Genomic DNA, 16,642 nt, shown 5'->3' on the forward strand with positions numbered 1-16,642 from the left:
CGTCGAAACTGACTGGCTGGCAGGTGGATATTGAGCCGGAAGTGGTAGTCACGATGGGCTTTGAGCAGAAGGTGGCCGCGGCGGTGAAGACGTTGGCGGCGATTCCGGGCATCACGCAGCAACAGGCGGATGTGCTGGTGCATCACGGCTTGACACGTCTGGAAGATTTAGCGCAGGCAGATGTGAGCGATTTGGCGGAGATTCCCGAGATTGGGGAACAGGCGGCGGCGATACTGGAAGCGGTGCGCGCGGAAGCGGCACGGCGGGCGGTGAAGCTGAGCGAGGGAGAAGTGCCGCCGGCGGCGCCGGTGGTTTGATTTTCGAAGGTTGTCATGAATTCGAGAAATTTTTGGCAACTTAATATGCTGCGGCTGGTCGGAGGACCGACACAGCCGCGCTCCGGGGGCAGATGCGCCCGGTGGATTTGAAGGCGTGGAAAATGAATAGTGCTTATACCAGTGGTTATGTTACGCTGTTAAGCCGATGAAGGCTTGGTTGCAAAATTGGCCCGTAGAAAGAGATCAAATAGATTATGCCCGTTCGTATTTACGACATTTCGAAAAAACTCGGCCTCGAGAACAAAGACGTTCTTGCCAAGGCCAAGGAGTTGGGCATTTCTGCCGCGAAAGTGCCGTCCAGTTCGCTGGACAAAATCACCGCTGAATATCTCGAAAATGAATTGGCCGGCAATGTCGCCGCCCGCCCCGCTCCGGTGCCTCCCGCCGAGCCTGATAAGATAATTCTCGTCACCGCCCCGCCCGAACCTCCACCCGCGCCACCTGAGCCGGTTGTTCCCGAAATTCCTGTGGTCGTTGCCGAAGTTCCGCCCGCGCCGGTTCATGAAGTGCCGACGGAAAATGGCGAAGTCCCCGCTGCTGCCGTGGTCGAGGCGCCCGCACCGATTATTTCTGCGGCTCCAGCACCCATTGCGCCCGCGCCGGTCACGCCGCCGCCGCCGACTCCTCCACCGGTTCCCGCTGGTCCGCAAGTCGGCGATAAAGTTGGATTTGTTCAGTTGCCCTCGAAGCCCGCGCCTCGCACGGGCGATAAGGTCGGCTCGGTAAAATTGCCACCACGCCCCGTTGCTCCTGGACCTGGCGGTGGACGCCCTGACTTTTCACGCGGTGGACGTCCCGGTGACAATCGTAATTTCCGCGGCGGTGTTCCGCCCACGCAAGGCCGTCCGGCGGCGCCCGGCACACGGCCTGGCGATTGGCGCGGCGGCCCAGCCAAACCCGCCACTCCTGCGGCTCCAAAATTTACCGGCCCGGAAACCGGCGAGATCATCAGCCTCAAACCGCCGATTGTCGTCCGCGAACTGGCGGAACAACTCAAGCGCAAGCCGTTTCAACTCATTGCCGATCTGATGGAGTTGGGCGTGTTCGCGAACGTGAACCAGGCGATTGAGGAAGAGATCGCCAAAAAGGTTTGCGCCAAACACGGCTTCCGTTTCGAAGTGGAAAAGCGCGAGCGCGGCAGTGGCATCGTCCACGCGCCCATCAAGAAAGTCGAACTCGACGTCGAAGACAAACCTGAGACGCTCAAGCCGCGCGCCCCGGTCGTCACGATCATGGGCCACGTTGACCACGGCAAAACCACCTTGCTCGACGTCATTCGCAAAACGAATGTCGTTTCGGGCGAAGCCGGCGGCATCACCCAGCACATCGGCGCTTACACCATCGCCTTCCCCCACCCCGAGCGGAAGAACGAACTGCAACAGATCACCTTCCTCGACACGCCCGGCCATGCTGCGTTCAGTTCCATGCGCGCGCGCGGCGCGAATGTCACGGACATCGTTGTACTCGTAGTCGCGGCGAATGACGGCGTCATGCCGCAAACTTTGGAAGCCTTGAGCCACGCGCAAGCGGCAAAGGCGGAAATCATCGTCGCCGTCAACAAGAGCGATCATCCGAACGCGAACCCGATGCGCGTGCGCCAGCAGTTGCAGGAAAAAGGCCTCGTCTGCGAAGAATGGGGTGGCAAGACTTTGTTCGTGGATGTTTCCGCGCTCACCAAGCAGGGCGTTCCGAAATTGCTCGAAACCATTTTGCTCCAGGCGGAAATCATGGAGTTGAAGGCCAACCCCGACCGCCGCGCCAAGGGCAACGTGATCGAATCCGGCCTCGAACCCGGCGGCCCGACCGCCACAGTGCTCGTGCGCAAAGGCACCTTGCGCACTGGCGATATCGTCATCTGCGGCCAGTATTACGGCAAGGTCCGCGCGCTCATCAATGAAGAGAACAAGCGCGAAAAAGAAGCCGGCCCTTCTGTCGCGGTGAAATTGCTCGGCCTTAATGGCGTGCCCGAAGCCGGTCTCGAATTTAGCGTCGTCGAAAACGAAAAAGAAGCGCGCGATCTCGCGGAAAAGCGCGCAATGGAAGCTCGTGCGCTCGGCCAGGAAGCCCGTGCCAAAGTTACGCTCGAAAACCTTTTTGCCACAATGACTTCCAATGCCGGTAAGGTGTTGAAAGTCGTTGTCAAGGCGGATACCCAGGGTTCTGTCGAGGCCATCGTCGAAGCGCTGAACAAAATCGAATCTGATAAAGTCGCGCTCGAAGTCATTCACAGTGCGGTCGGCACCATTACGGAGTCCGACGTCTCACTCGCCTCGGCGTCGAGCGCGGTCATCCTCGGTTTCCACACGCGCATTGACAACGGCGTTTCCGATTCCGCCAAGCGCGAAGGCGTGCAGATCAAACTGTATGCGATCATTTACGAATTGATTGACGAAGTGAAAGTCTCGCTCGCGGGATTGCTCGATCCGATTCTCAAGGACGTCGTGCTCGGCTCGGCCGAAGTGCGGAAGATTTTCGACTTGTCCAAGGGCGGCCCGGTGGCGGGTTGCATGGTCACGGCGGGACGCATCGTGCGCGGCAAGGTGCGCGTCATGCGCCGCAAGGGCTTGATTTACGAAGGCGTCACCCAGACGCTGCGCCGGTTCCAGGACGAGGTCAACGAAGTCCGCGCCGGTATGGAATGCGGCATTCGCATCGAGGGGTTTGGAGATTTCCAGGTGGGCGATGTGATTGAGTGCTATGCCGTCGAGCGCATCACCCAAAAACTCTAATCCAACCAGCAACCATGCCGTCGCTCCGACTTCAACGCGTACGCGAATTGCTCAAACGCGAGATCGGTGAAATCATCCGCCGCGAAATTCCCGTGGGCGAAGCTGGCCTCATCACGGTCAACGACGTGATTTGCAGCAGCGACCTGCACAGCGCCACGGTTTTTCTTGGCATCCTCGGCAACAACGACCAGCAGAAACGCGGGCTCGAGGCATTGAACACGCATCGCAAGCACATTCAGGGACTGGTCGGCAAAGCCGTCGTCCTCAAATACACCCCGACGCTGCGTTTCATCATTGACGATTCCGTCGAACAGGGAAACAAAGTGCTCAAGATCATTGAAGAATTGGACCACGCCAGCGATGAAACCACATCCGAAAATAATTGATCGCATTCTCGAAGGCATCAGTCAGCACAAAACCTTTTGTGTAGTCGGCCACGTGCGTCCCGACGGCGATTGCATCGGCTCGCAACTCGGCCTGACGCTTGCCTTGCGCGACCAGGGAAAAAAAGTCACCTGCTGGAACGAAGACCGCGTGCCGACCAAGCTCGCGTTTCTCGATCCCGAAAAAATTGTCCAGAAACCCAGCGGCCTAAAAGATTTCGACTGCGTCATCGCAACTGACTGCGCGAGTTTCGAGCGGCTCGGCGCGGCGGGTGTCAATCTCGGTAAGCGCAAGCTTTTCATCAATATTGATCATCACGCCAGCAACACGCGCTACGCGGACCTCAACTGGATTTCCGACAAGGAACCGTCGAGCGGCGAAATTATTTACCGCCTCCTGAAAGTCGCGAACTGGCCGATCACCCCGGCGATTGCCGATTGCCTTTTCACCGCTGTCTCCACGGATACGGGCTCCTTCCAATATCCCAGCACGCGCCCGAGCACTTACAATGTCGCCGGCGAACTCGTCAAACGCGGCGCAAATCTCGCCAAAATCTGCGACGAAGTTTACCAGTCTTATCCCCTCTCCCGCGCGCGCCTGTTGCAGCACGTTTACAATTCCTTCCGTCTGCAACACGACGATCAGATCGCTTATTTCTGGCTCAAGAAAGCCGATTTCCTCCGCACCGGCGCGGAGACGGACGACTCCGAAGGTTTGATTGATCACATCCGCGCCATCGAGCCGGTGATCATCGCCTGTGTCTTCGAGGAACTTGAACCCGACATGACGCGCATCAGCCTTCGCTCCAAAAGCGAAAAAGTGAACGTCAACGAAATCGCCGCGCTCTTTGGCGGCGGTGGACATCGCGCCGCCGCCGGTGCGCGCATTCCCGGTCCGCCTCTCGCCACGCAACGGCGCGTTCTCACAGCGGTGAAGAAGGCGCTCGACGCCGCGGCATAATTTTATTTATGCACGAATTTGACGCCCTCGACGGCGCATTGTTGATTGATAAGCCCGCCGGCCCGACCTCGCACGATGTCGTGGACGCCATCCGCCGCGAATTTCGCCTGAAAAAAGTCGGGCACTGTGGCACGCTGGACCCCAACGCCACCGGCCTGCTCATCATCGTTCTGGGCCGCGCCACCAAACTTTCCGAGAAGCTGATGTCGTCCGACAAAGTTTATGCTGGCACAATCAAGTTTGGCGAAACCACCGACAGCTATGATGCCGCCGGCGAATTGGTCGCGTCGCTCCCAGTACCGCTCACATCCGTCGAGGAATTGAACCAACTCGCGACCACTTTTGTCGGCGATCAAATGCAAATGCCGCCGATGGTTTCCGCCATCAAAAAAGAAGGTGTGCCGCTCTACAAACTGGCCCGCAAAGGCGTGGAGGTTGTGCGCGAGCCGCGTTTCATCCACATCTACAATTTTAAATTTTCGGAATATCACGAACCATTCGGGCATTTTCGCGTTGCGTGCACGAAGGGCACTTATGTCCGCAGCCTCGCGCATGACCTTGGCCAGAAACTTGGCTGCGGTGCGCATCTCTCCACCTTGCGCCGCGAAGTCTCCGGCAAATTTGACGTCGCCAACGCGATTGAATTTGAAGAAGTGCTCGGCCTGCCGCTGAGCGGATTGGAAAAACGCGTCATTCCGTTTTTGAAGTTGATCTGATTTCGGAACCGGGGATATGAAAATCATCCGCTCCGCCGCTGAACTGCAAACGATGGGGCGCAAGGTTTCGCTCGCCATCGGTTTTTTCGACGGCGTCCACCTCGGCCATCAGCAGATCATTCGCCAAACGATTTCCGACGCGCGCCAATATGATGGCCTCGCGCTGGTGGTGACCTTCGACCGTCATCCCGGCAGCGTCGTCGCGCCGCAACGCGTTCCCCCGCTCATTTATTCGCTTCCGCAAAAACTGCGCGTCATTGAATCGCTCGGCGCCGATGCGCTTCTGCTCATCCATTTCGACAAGCCGTTCAGCGAGCAAGCCGGCGATGTTTTCATCCACGGCCTTTCGCGCGACCTCGGCCAGGTCCAAAGCATCTGCGTGGGCAGCAATTTTATTTTCGGCCACAAACGCGGCGGCAATGTGGCGTTGCTCAAGACTCTCGGCGCGGAACTGCATTTCGCCGTGCATGGCTTGGCGGCGGTTTCGCTGGACAACCGCATCGTCAGCAGCACGCGCATCCGCGAAACGATTCGTGCGGGCAGTCTCGATGCCGCCAGCCAAATGCTCGGACGCGCTTACTCGATGGCCGGAATCATTGTTCGCGGTGATGAACTTGGCCGCAAACTTGGATTTCCGACCGCGAACCTCGACGTGACCGGACTCCTCGCTCCCCCCAATGGCGTTTACGCCGTTCACGCAAAAATAGGCGGACAAACGCATCGCGCCGTGGTCAACATCGGTCTCCGTCCCACGTTGAATCAACCGACGCCACTGTTGCGCGTGGAAGCGCACCTCCTCGATTTCAACGGCGATCTTTATGGTCAGGAAATGGAAATCACCTTCCGCGAAAAACTGCGCAATGAACAAAAATTTTCCTCCCTCGACGAATTGAAAGCGCAAATCGCCAGCGACCTCGAGAAAGCCCGCAGCCACTTTTAACTGTAGGCCAAGGTTAAGCCTGCGGAACCGTCGGCCCGGGATTGCGAATCACTTCATCCAGCACCCGGCCCAAATCCTCCATCACATACGGCTTGGGAATTACGCCGCTGAAACCAAATTCACGGAAGCTCGCCATCACCGGATCGTAAGAATAACCGCTCGATACAATCGCCTTCACCGTCGGGTCCATTTCGCGCAGGCGGCGAATCGCCTCCTTGCCACCCATGCCCTCGGGAATCGTCAGGTCCATGATGACCGCCGAGAACGGATTCCCCCCGCGCTTGGATGCCATGTAACGCTGCAACGCCTCCGCGCCATCCTTCGCCACTTCGACTTCGTAACCCATCAACTCCAGCATCTCGCGCACGAGACTGAGGATGTCCTGCTCGTCATCCATCACTAGCACGCGCCCCTGGCCGAAAAACCGTTTCTGATCCACTTCGGCAGCCGGCGTCTCCATCGCTTTGACGGACGCCGGCAAATAAATCTGGAACGTGCTCCCACGGCCAACGTGCGTATCCACGTTGATTTGCCCCTCATGCTTGCGAATAACCGAATACGCGCTCGCCAGTCCCAGCCCGCGCGCATGTTTGCGCGTCGTGAAATATGGATCGAAAATGCGCGGCACGTCTTCCGGTTTGATGCCCATGCCGAAATCGCGAATCATGATCTTCACGTATTTTCCCGCAGCCAATGGCGGCAAAAATCCATCCGTGAATTCCACATTGTCCACGCGCACTTCGATCTTGCCGCCCTCCGGCATTGCTTGGACGGCGTTAAGCACGATGTTATTGATCACCTGGCGAAATTGGCCTTCGTCCACTTCCACCGGCCAAATATCGGTGGGCAGCGAAAACTCGCAATGCACATTGCTGCCGTGCAGCGCAAAAAGCGTTGCCTCGCGAATGCTGTTGGTGACTTGCACGCGCGTGCGAATCGGCGCGCCGCCGCGCGCGAACATCACCAGTTGTTGCGTCAGGTCCTTGGCGCGCAACGCGGATTTCTCCATTGCGGCGAGCCGCTCGAGGATTTTTTCGGTCGAGTGCGCGCTCATCCGGGCAAGCGACAAATTGCCGATGATGCCTTGGAGAATATTATTGAAGTCGTGCGCGATGCCGCCCGCCAGCAAGCCCACCGATTCCAGCTTGCTTTCCTTGAGCAACTCCGCCTCCGATTTTTGTTTCGCCGTCACGTCGCGAAAAACCACCACCGCGCCGACGATGCCCCCATCGCGATCGCGAATCGGCGCCGCGCTGTCCGAGATGAGCCGTTCGGTGCCGTCGCGAGAAATCAGAATCGCCGGCTGATCCAATCCGCGCGCCACGCCTTCGCGCAAGGCGTTCTCCAACGGATTCGCGACGGATTCGCGAGTGTGTTCGTGAACGACGTTGAACATCGCCGAGAGCGGCATGCCCACGGCTTCGGCTTGCGACCACCCGGTTAATTGTTCCGCGACTTTATTGATGGAAAGCACCCGGCTCATCATATCCGTGGTGATGACGCCATCCGCGATGGAATACAGCGTGACCGCCAGGCGCTCCTTCTCGGCCGCCAGCGCCGTCTCGGACTTGCGCAACTTCGCGGTGATGGCCTCAGAGCGCGCGCGGGCGTTGACTTCGGCACAAGTGATGCCGAACAATAAAAAACTCAGCGTAAGCCAGCACACCAGTGAGATCGTCGGCAAGCTGCGCTCGGATTCCGTGGCGAACAAGGGCTGCGAAATAAAATAAAGCGTCCACGTGCGGTTCAACACCGGTAAGGTGACGCGTTGCAACAGTTGACCCGATCCGTGCCGCGCGGCTTCAACAAAATCCGCATCGCCATATAATAAATGCTCGCGATCAATTACCGTGCCGTCAAACACTTCGCATCTGACCATGCCGTTGGTCTGATTGCCAAAGATGCCGTTTATGAATTTGTCCGACTCAAAATTGGCGAAAATAAATCCCTGAAGCGATGCTTGGCGTTCAGCCACAGTCGTCACCGGCGCACCCGGGCGATAGACCGGAAGATAAATCACGAAACCGCCGTGGCCGTCATTGGTCTTCTCGCGATTCAAAAAAACTTTAGCGGTCGCCTTGGGCTCGCCGGTGTCGCGGGCCAGCGCCATGAACGGCTGGCGGTCGGGATCGGTGAAATGATCATGGCCAACGCCCGCATGCAATTCGTGATCGAAGTGGTTGATATACGCGACGGGAAAATAAGTCGGACGCGGCGTGTCCGGCACGATGCGCATGGGCCGCCCCGCCAGCCGATTGCTTTCCACATACGCGTCCTTGTCGCTGGCCTCCACGCGCTCGATGTAACCAAGCGTCCCGATTCCTGGATATAGACTGGGAATCTCCACGCTCGCCAGGTATTGCTGCCATTGCTCGGGACTGACGACCGTATTCGCCATGAACAACCCGCGCACGCCCATCATCTGGTCCACGTAATGCGGAATGCGCTGTTCGATGGCCTCCCGCTGTTCGCGAACGATGCGTTCAAAGCGGGTGCGCTCGCGCGTTTCGACATTATCGCGCACGCGAAAATAAACCACCGCCGTCGGAATCAGCGAAAGCGCCAAGACCAAATACGCCACCTGCATCCGCCGGACGTGTTGTCGGAGGGATGTTAGAACCCGTTCCATACCAGTAAACTAGCAGTTTATGTGCTAGAAATCATTTATTGTCCACAAAGATTTGTTTGAAAAAATACGTGAACGGATTTTCTGGTTTTTTTGTCCATCCAAAGTAAGGTTTTGTAAACAATGAACACAGGTATTAGCGCAATCAACAACGCCGTGCAGGAATCCAGTGCCTTTGTGCGGCCTCTCTTCAACGAAATCGGAAAAGTCGTCATCGGCCAAAGTTATCTGGTGGAGCGGTTGACGATCGGTTTGCTCGCCAATGGCCACGTCCTCCTCGAAGGTGTGCCCGGATTGGCCAAAACGCTCTCCGTCAAATCACTCGCCTCCTGCCTCAGCGTGAAATTTTCACGCCTTCAGTTCACTCCCGACATGCTCCCCGCCGACGTCATCGGTACGCAAATCTACAATCCGCAATCGGGCAATTTCACCGTCCGCCGCGGCCCGATCTTTGCCAACCTCGTCCTGGCCGATGAAATCAACCGCGCGCCCGCCAAGGTGCAAAGCGCGTTGCTCGAAGCCATGCAGGAAAAGCAAGTCACCATCGGCGACCAGACGTTCAAGCTCGAAGAACCATTCCTCGTGCTCGCGACGCAAAATCCGATTGAGCAGGAAGGCACTTATCCCCTGCCCGAAGCACAGGTGGATCGCTTCATGTTGAAACTCAAAATCGGCTATCCGTCGCGCGAGGAAGAGCGGCAGATTTTGGAATTGATGGCGCATACCACGAATTTGCCGAGCGCCAGTCCCGTGGTGACGGCCCAGCAGATTTTTGAAGCGCGCAAGGTCATCAATGATATTTACATTGATGACAAGGTGAAGGATTACATCGTGGATTTGGTTTGCGCCACGCGCGAACCGGAGACTTACAAAATCCAGGTGAAAGATTTCATCCAACTCGGCGCTTCCCCGCGTGCGACAATCGCGCTCACGCTCGCCTCCAAAGCCTACGCCTTCCTCAAAGGCCGCGGCTACGTCACGCCACAGGACGTGAAAAGCATCGGCATGGACGTTCTCCGCCACCGCGTTGCCATCACCTACGAAGCCGAAGCTGAAAATAAAACGAGCGAGACGGTAATTCAAAAGATTTTTGATGAATTGCCGGTGCCGTGAGCCTCTTTAGAATTCATTTACTTCCCGTCGAAATTCACGGCGGTATTAAACGCTAATGATTCCTCGCGAAATCCTAAAAAAAATTCGTCAGATCGAGATCCGCACCAACCGGCTCGTGAGTGAAACCCTCGCGGGGCAGTATCACAGTGTCTTCAAGGGTCAGGGCATGAACTTCGACGAGGTGCGCGAATATCAGCCCGGCGATGAAGTGCGCGCGATTGATTGGAACGTCACCGCGCGCATGAATCATCCGTTCGTGAAAAAATTCGTCGAGGAACGAGAACTCACACTGATGCTCGTCGTGGATTTGAGCGGCTCCGGTTTGTTCGGTTCCGGCGAACAATCGAAACGCGAACTCGCCGCGGAGATCGCCTCGGTGCTCGCCTTCTCCGCGATCCGCAACAACGACAAAGTCGGCTTGATTCTTTTCACCGAGGAAGTCGAAAAATTTATTCCGCCGCGCAAAGGCCGACGCCATGTGCTGCGCGTGATCCGCGAGATTCTATTTTTTTCGCCGAAACGGCGCGGCACGAATTTGAATCTCGCACTGGAATTTCTCACCCGCGTTACGCCGCATCGCGCCATCGCCGCTGTCGTCTCCGATTTTCTTGGCCAAAACACGACCGAGAGCAAGCCGCATGAAGGCTCGCGTCGGCAAACCGGTTTGGTGCTGCCGCAGTCTTTGGCGCTGGCATCGTTCACGGCTCTGCGGCAGGCGAATCGCCGTCACGACGTCGTGGCGATCCAAATCACTGACCGTTTTGAACTCGAATTGCCCGCGCTCGGCCGCCTCGTGCTCAAGGATGCCGAAACCGGTGAAGTGGTCGAAGTCAATACCGGCGACGCACGCAAACGCGAGGCCTTCGCCCAACGTCAGGCCAAGGCGCAGGCGGATTTGTTGACAGTATTTCGCGCCGCGAAGATTGATTCGATTCAGTTGCGCACGGATCAGCCGTACGGCATGGCGCTCGGCCGGTTTTTTGAAACTCGCGAAAAGAGGCGGTTGCACGGATGAATACCAACCCAGCCGCGCCCGCCAATCTCACGAATTTATCCGCCGCGAATGACATTCGCGCGCTCAAGCCACCCATTGATATTCCCAATGGCTGGCTCTGGTTTTGGATTATTCTCGCGCTGGTGGTCATCGCGGTCGCGGCTTATTTCCTGTGGCAGCGCTGGCGCAAAAAGCAGGACGAACCGGTGATCGTCCCCGTCATTCCCCCACATGAGCGCGCCCGTCAAAAGCTTCAGGAAGCGCTCGCGCTCTTTTCGCAACCGCGCCCGTTCTGCATTTTGGTTTCGGACACCGTGCGGCAATATCTTGAGGAGCGTTTTAATTTCCACGCACCCGAACGTACCACCGAGGAATTTCTTCACGAACTCCGGGCGACCGATTTATTAATGCCCGATCAAAAGGAAAGCCTCGGCGAATTTCTTTCCGTCTGCGACATGGTGAAGTTCGCCCGCTATGAACCGGGCCAGCCGGAATTGCAAGCGCTCCACGAATCTGCCGTTCGGCTCGTGGATGAAACCGAGCCGCAACCCGTCGTCCGGGACGCTTCCACCAGCACGACCGTGACCGCATGAGTTTCGCGCATCCATACGTTTTATTGTGGCTGCTGCTGCTGCCGGTGCTCGCCTGGCTGAAAGGCCGGCGTTCGCGGCAACCGGCATTTCTTTATTCGTCGGTGCAGTTGGTCAAAGGCATCATCGGCATCACGCGCTCGAACGCCGGCGCCATCCTGATCAAGCTGCGCTGGCTGGCCCTCGCGATCTTCATCATTGCCATGGCGCAACCGCGCCTGACGCACAGCGAAACCACTGTGAGCGCGAGCGGCGTGGATATTGTGCTGGCGCTCGACATGTCGGGCAGCATGATGGCCGAGGATGACGGCTTTGAATTGAACGGTCAGCAAGCCACACGCTTCGCCATCGCCAAGGATGTGTTGAAACGCTTCATCGGGAAACGTCCCAATGACCGCCTAGGCCTGGTGATTTTCGCGACGCACGCCTTCGTGGTCGTGCCGCCGACGCTGGACCACGATTTTTTTGCCGAGAACCTTGACCGTCTCGACATTGGCATGGAAGGTTTTGATGATCACGCCACGGCGATCGGTTCGGCGCTTTCGACCTGCCTCAATCGCCTGCGCGATTTGAAATCGAAAAGTAAAATCGTGATCCTGATGACCGACGGCGAAAATAATTCCGGCAAAGTCCCGCCACTCACGGCGGCTGAGGCGGCGCAGGCGCTCGGCGTGAAAGTCTATACGGTCGGCGTGGGCACGCGCGGGCAGGCGCGCATCGCGACTGGCCGCGTGGATGTTTTTGGGCGCAAGGAATATCAGCGCATCCCCGTGGACGTGGACGAAGTCACGCTCTCGAAAATTGCCAGCATGACCGGCGGAAAATATTATCGCGCCGACAGTTCGGACACGATGAGGAAGATTTACGCGGACATTGATCGTTTGGAAAAGACCGATGCCCAGGTGAAAAAATATACGCAATACAACGAATTTTTTCCGTGGGTGATTTTGCCGGGACTGTTTGTGCTGCTGCTGGAAGTGATCCTGACGCACACGATCTGGAGGAAGCTGCCATGAGAATCGCCGCGCCGCAGATGCTTTGGTTGATTGTGCTTTTGGTGGGGCCGTTGATCGCATTTTTGTGGTGGGCCTGGCGCAAGCGCGAGCAACTCATCACGCAATTTATTTCCACGCGATTGCTTGGACATTTGAAAGTGGGCTTCTCACCGAGCCGGCAAAAGGCGCGGCTCGCCATGATCGTCACTGCAGTCGTGTTGATCATCTTCGCGCTGGCGCGTCCGCAATGGGGAGTGACGCGGGAGGAAGCACGATTGCGCGGGCTCGACATCATCCTCGCGGTTGATACTTCCAACAGCATGCTCGCCGAAGACGTTTCGCCAAATCGCCTCGCGCGCGCCAAACTCGCGGCATTGGATTTGATGAAACGCGCGAAGACGGATCGCCTGGGTTTGGTCGCATTTGCCGGCGACGCTTTTCTGGAATGCCCATTAACGCTGGACGATGCCGCATTCAGTCAAAGCGTCAATGCCTTGGACACAACCACGATTTCGCAAGGCGGAACCGCCGTGGCCGAAGCGATTAATGAAGCGCGCAAGGCGTTCAAGAAGGAATCCGACGCGCATAAAGTTTTGGTGCTGCTGACGGACGGCGAAGACCATGACAGTGACGCCGTGGGCGCGGCGGAGAATGCGGCGAAGGAAGGCGTAGTGATTTTCACAGTCGGCATCGGCACGCCCGAGGGAGAGGTTTTGCGCATCCGCAACGAGCAAGGGCAACTGGATTATATCCGCGACGAAGCGGGCAATCCGGTGAAGTCAAAACTCGATGAAGATTTGTTGCGCAAGCTCGCGAGTGTCACCAAGGGTTTTTATCTTCCGTTGCGCGGAACGAAAACGATGGATTCGATTTACGATCAGGGCATCGCTCCCCTGCCCAAGTCGGAAAGCTCGGTGAAGACCTTCCAAAACTATCATGAACGGTATCAATGGCCGCTGGCATTGGCAGCGGCATTATTGATCCTGGAAATGTTTTTGCCGGACCGTTCGCGCCGCCGCTCGAAAAAACCACCCGTGGCAACGGCGGCGGTGGTTCCCCTGGCCATCTTGCTAATGTTGCCGATGGGCGCATCGGCAAGCCCGGGCAGTGCATTGCGGGAATACAATGACGGCAAATACGACGAGGCTTTGAAGGATTACAACCAGGCGTTGGAAAAACATAAAGACGATCCGCGATTGCATTTCAATGCGGGCGCAGCGGCATATCAAAGCCGGCATTTGGATGAGGCAGCGAAGGAATTCAACGAGGCATTGGCAGCGACTCAGGATTTGCAATTACAACAGCGCGCCTATTACAACCTGGCCAATACGATGTATCGTGCGGGGCAGCAGGCCTCCGACCCGCAGAAAAAGCAGGAAGCGTGGGAGAATGCGATCAAGGGTTACGAGAGCGCTTTGAAACTGAACCCGCAGGATCCGGACGCAAAGTTCAACCAGGATTTCGTGACGAAACAACTGGAAGAATTAAAGAAGCAACAGCAATCGCAGAGTGACAGCAAAAATATCGAACCGAGCGACGCCGCAAAACGGGCCAAGGCCATCGCGGACGAACAGATGCAGCGTCGCAATTATCGCCAGGCCCTGGAGACGATGGAATCCCAGTTGCAGCGCGACCCGACCACGAGCTATTACCAGGATTACATGAAAAGACTAAAGGAGGTTGTGGATGTTCAGGAAAATACTGGCCATTAGCCTCGCTTTAATTCCACTCGCGGCTCACGCGGAAACGGCGGACGATTATTTTCATCGTGGCGCGCAACTCTATATCCAGGGCGACAAGCCCAAGGCGATTCAGCAAATCGTGACGGGTTTGCAGCAATTCCCGAACGACCCGAAGCTTCAGCAAATTGCGGTGATATTACGGAAAGAGGAGCAACAACAGCAGAAAAAGAATCAGCAGCAAAAACAGCAAAATCAATCACAGCAAGACAAGGATAAAAACGGCCAGTCGCAGCAAGGTCAGAATTCGGCCAAGGATAAGCAAAATTCGCAAGGGCAAAAAAAAGACCAGGCTAAAGAAAAATCCGAGGAGCAGAAGCAGCAGGAAAAGGACGAGCAGGCTCAAGCGGGAGATAAAAAAGACGAGCAACAAAAACAGCAGCAAGCGCAACAAGAGCAAGCAGCCCAGGAAGCAAAAGACAAAGCCACTGAGGAAGCGCAAAAAGAAGCCCAGATGATGGCTGCCGGGGAGATGACTCCGAAGCAGGCGCAACAGTTATTGGACGCGGAAAAGGACGACGAGCACGTGTTCCAAGTCGCGCCGCCGAACAAAAACACGAGCCAGAGCCGGGCTTATAAAAATTGGTAGGCATTGTGAGCCGCGCAGGGCTTGTCGAATATCGCGATTTCAATTCCCGATTGATCTTCGCTTGTGCGACTGAATTCTCGTTGCTAAGGTTTCGTCGAACCTCATCACGAACCGATGCCATTATCTCTATGAAATGCGGAAACTTTTCTTTTGGAACTTTTGTTTTGTCTTCAACGCTGATCGCCGGGGCGTTCGCGCCCTGCTACGCCGCACCCGATCCGAACTGGGTGGATCATGATCGCGACCGGCCTTTGCCGCCGGTGGTCACGCCCGCCATCAATTCGACCGATGATAAAGTGGGCAAAGCGCCATCGGATGCCGTCGTGCTTTTCGACGGCGCGGATATTTCGCAATGGGTGAAGCTCGACGACGGCAGCCCGACCAAATGGATCGTGCGCGACGGTTATATGGAATGCGTGCGCGGCAGTGGTTACGTGCGCACGCTGCAATGTTTCGGTGATTGCCAATTCCACGTCGAGTGGTGCACGCCGAACCCACCACACGGAGAAGGCCAGGGCCGCGGCAACAGCGGCGTGTTCATGGGCTTCGACCGTTATGAAACACAGGTGCTCGATTCTTATGAGAGCAAGACTTACGCAGACGGCTCGGCGGGCTCCATCTACGGCCAGTATCCTCCGCTCGCAAACGTCACTTTGCCGCCCGGCAAATGGCAGACGTACGACATCATTTACACCGCGCCGCGATTCGATGCCGCTGGCAAATTGCTTTCGCCCGCGCGCGAGACGGTGATTCACAATGGCGTGCTCATCCAAAATAACGTCGAGTTGACCGGCCCGACTTCTTGGCTCGAACGCGCGCCTTACGTGGCGCATCCCGAGAAGCAGCCGATCGCTTTGCAGGACCACGGCAATCCCGTCCGCTACCGCAATATCTGGGTGCGCGAACTCGGCAAACCGGGCAAGAAAGAATTCATGCTGCCGGAAGCGACGCTGGAAAGTTACAGCGGAACTTACGATGGCAGCCTCAGAATTTCCCACGAGAACCATCAACTCGTGGCGATGTTCCAAGGCATTCGCTTCGTCATGTTCGCGGAATCACCGACCCACTTTTTCGCGAAGACAACGGACCTGCAACTGGATTTCGTGACCGGCGACGGCGGCAAAGTTACCGGCGTGAAATGGTCAGTCGGCGAAGGCAGCGGAAGTTTGGCCACCAAAAAATAATTGTCCGCGTTTAGCGCGCGGAGATTCCAATTCAAAAAAACAAAACCCCCGGCCGAAATCTTCGACCGGGGGTTTTTTGAAATAGATCAGCAGCTTACTTGCCTTTGTCGCCCTTCGCAGCGCGGGGCTTGCGTTCGGCTTTTTCAGGACGTTCCGCAACCTGGGCGGTTTCGCCCCGCTTGCCGCGCTTTTCAGTGCGCTCTTCTCTTTCCGGCGCCGGAGCTTCCTCGGCTTTGGGCAGCGGATTGAGACTTTCCACGCGCACTTTCAAGGTGGTCGTCACGCCGTGATAGAGGCGCAATTCCACTTCGTGTTCGCCGAGCGTGCGGATCGGATGTTCGAGATGGATTTTCTTTTTGTCCAGCGCGACGTCGAATTGCGTCTTGAGCTGGTCGGCGATGGTGCCGGAAGTGACGGAACCAAACATCTTGCCATCTTCGCCGGTCTTCACAGCCACGACCGCCGTGAGCTTGGACAAGCTGCGCGACAGTTCGGTCATGTGGTTGAGTTCTTCCGCTTCGCGTGTGGCGCGGCGCTGCTTGAGCGCTTCGATGCGGCGTTTGTTCGCGCCGGTCAGCGGGATCGCGAAACCTTGCGGAAACAAATAATTGCGGGCGTAGCCGGCGGCAACCTTGATCTGGTCGGACTCGGCGCCCAAGCCGACGATATTATGGGTAAGAATGACTTCAGTTTTTGGCATACAAATTTTTCGTTAAAGGTTCAAGTTGAGCGCAACACTTCGCGC

Annotated in this window: 15 protein-coding genes; 13 read left to right on the top strand and 2 right to left on the bottom strand. The window is 56.9% G+C overall.

The genetic code is table 11. The annotated features are described in order from the left end of the window. From VH413_02075 to VH413_02100, 6 genes are all read left to right on the top strand, one after another. A partial coding sequence (locus tag VH413_02075) for a helix-hairpin-helix domain-containing protein (GenBank protein ID HEX3797461.1) occupies window positions 1-317 on the top strand: 317 nt, incomplete at its 5' end. Window positions 318-532: 215 nt separating this feature from the next. Further along, entirely contained in the window at window positions 533-3,067 is a 2,535-nt protein-coding gene (gene infB / locus VH413_02080) for a translation initiation factor IF-2 (GenBank protein HEX3797462.1), read from the top strand. Window positions 3,068-3,081: 14 nt separating this feature from the next. Continuing rightward, window positions 3,082-3,453, top strand: coding sequence for a 30S ribosome-binding factor RbfA (gene rbfA / locus VH413_02085; protein ID HEX3797463.1), 372 nt, complete (start codon window positions 3,082-3,084; stop codon window positions 3,451-3,453). After that, window positions 3,428-4,411 carry a bifunctional oligoribonuclease/PAP phosphatase NrnA gene (locus VH413_02090; protein ID HEX3797464.1) on the top strand — a complete coding sequence of 328 codons (984 nt, stop codon included), beginning with the start codon at window positions 3,428-3,430 and terminating at the stop codon, window positions 4,409-4,411. The genes rbfA and VH413_02090 overlap by 26 nt, the downstream gene beginning before the upstream one ends. A gap of 8 nt (window positions 4,412-4,419) precedes the next feature. Beyond that, entirely contained in the window at window positions 4,420-5,127 is a 708-nt protein-coding gene (truB, locus tag VH413_02095) for a tRNA pseudouridine(55) synthase TruB (GenBank protein HEX3797465.1), read from the top strand. 16 nt (window positions 5,128-5,143) lie between these two features. Continuing rightward, entirely contained in the window at window positions 5,144-6,067 is a 924-nt protein-coding gene (locus VH413_02100; protein ID HEX3797466.1) for a bifunctional riboflavin kinase/FAD synthetase, read from the top strand. Between the two features lie 13 nt (window positions 6,068-6,080). Here the strand turns inward: VH413_02100 and VH413_02105 are convergent, their stop codons facing one another. Further along, a complete protein-coding gene (locus VH413_02105) occupies window positions 6,081-8,696 on the bottom strand; it encodes a CHASE domain-containing protein (protein ID HEX3797467.1) in 2,616 nt (871 codons plus the stop codon). A 120-nt stretch (window positions 8,697-8,816) separates the two neighbouring features. Here VH413_02105 and VH413_02110 point away from each other — a divergent pair, with 120 nt between their 5' ends. From VH413_02110 to VH413_02140, 7 genes are all read left to right on the top strand, one after another. Next, window positions 8,817-9,806, top strand: a complete 990-nt coding sequence (locus tag VH413_02110; GenBank protein ID HEX3797468.1) for a MoxR family ATPase — start codon at window positions 8,817-8,819, stop codon at window positions 9,804-9,806. Between the two features lie 55 nt (window positions 9,807-9,861). After that, window positions 9,862-10,821 (top strand): DUF58 domain-containing protein, encoded by a 960-nt coding sequence (locus VH413_02115; GenBank protein ID HEX3797469.1) that lies wholly within the window; start codon window positions 9,862-9,864, stop codon window positions 10,819-10,821. After that, window positions 10,818-11,393 (top strand): hypothetical protein, encoded by a 576-nt coding sequence (locus VH413_02120; GenBank protein ID HEX3797470.1) that lies wholly within the window; start codon window positions 10,818-10,820, stop codon window positions 11,391-11,393. Before VH413_02115 ends, VH413_02120 begins: the two co-directional genes overlap by 4 nt. Beyond that, on the top strand, window positions 11,390-12,406 hold the full coding sequence (locus VH413_02125; protein ID HEX3797471.1) for a VWA domain-containing protein: 1,017 nt from the start codon (window positions 11,390-11,392) through the stop codon (window positions 12,404-12,406). The genes VH413_02120 and VH413_02125 overlap by 4 nt, the downstream gene beginning before the upstream one ends. Then, complete coding sequence (locus VH413_02130; protein ID HEX3797472.1) at window positions 12,403-14,097, top strand: VWA domain-containing protein; 1,695 nt, start codon at window positions 12,403-12,405, stop codon at window positions 14,095-14,097. The genes VH413_02125 and VH413_02130 overlap by 4 nt, the downstream gene beginning before the upstream one ends. A gap of 109 nt (window positions 14,098-14,206) precedes the next feature. Further along, entirely contained in the window at window positions 14,207-14,713 is a 507-nt protein-coding gene (locus VH413_02135) for a hypothetical protein (GenBank protein ID HEX3797473.1), read from the top strand. Window positions 14,714-14,877: 164 nt separating this feature from the next. Further along, a complete protein-coding gene (locus tag VH413_02140) occupies window positions 14,878-15,897 on the top strand; it encodes a family 16 glycoside hydrolase (GenBank protein ID HEX3797474.1) in 1,020 nt (339 codons plus the stop codon). Window positions 15,898-15,991: 94 nt separating this feature from the next. Here VH413_02140 and rplI read toward each other — a convergent pair whose 3' ends face one another. Next, a complete protein-coding gene (rplI, locus tag VH413_02145) occupies window positions 15,992-16,597 on the bottom strand; it encodes a 50S ribosomal protein L9 (GenBank protein ID HEX3797475.1) in 606 nt (201 codons plus the stop codon). Window positions 16,598-16,642: the final 45 nt, after the last annotated feature.

The sequence above is a fragment of the Verrucomicrobiia bacterium genome, assembly GCA_036268055.1.
Classification (GTDB): Bacteria; Verrucomicrobiota; Verrucomicrobiia; order Limisphaerales; family Pedosphaeraceae; genus DATAUW01.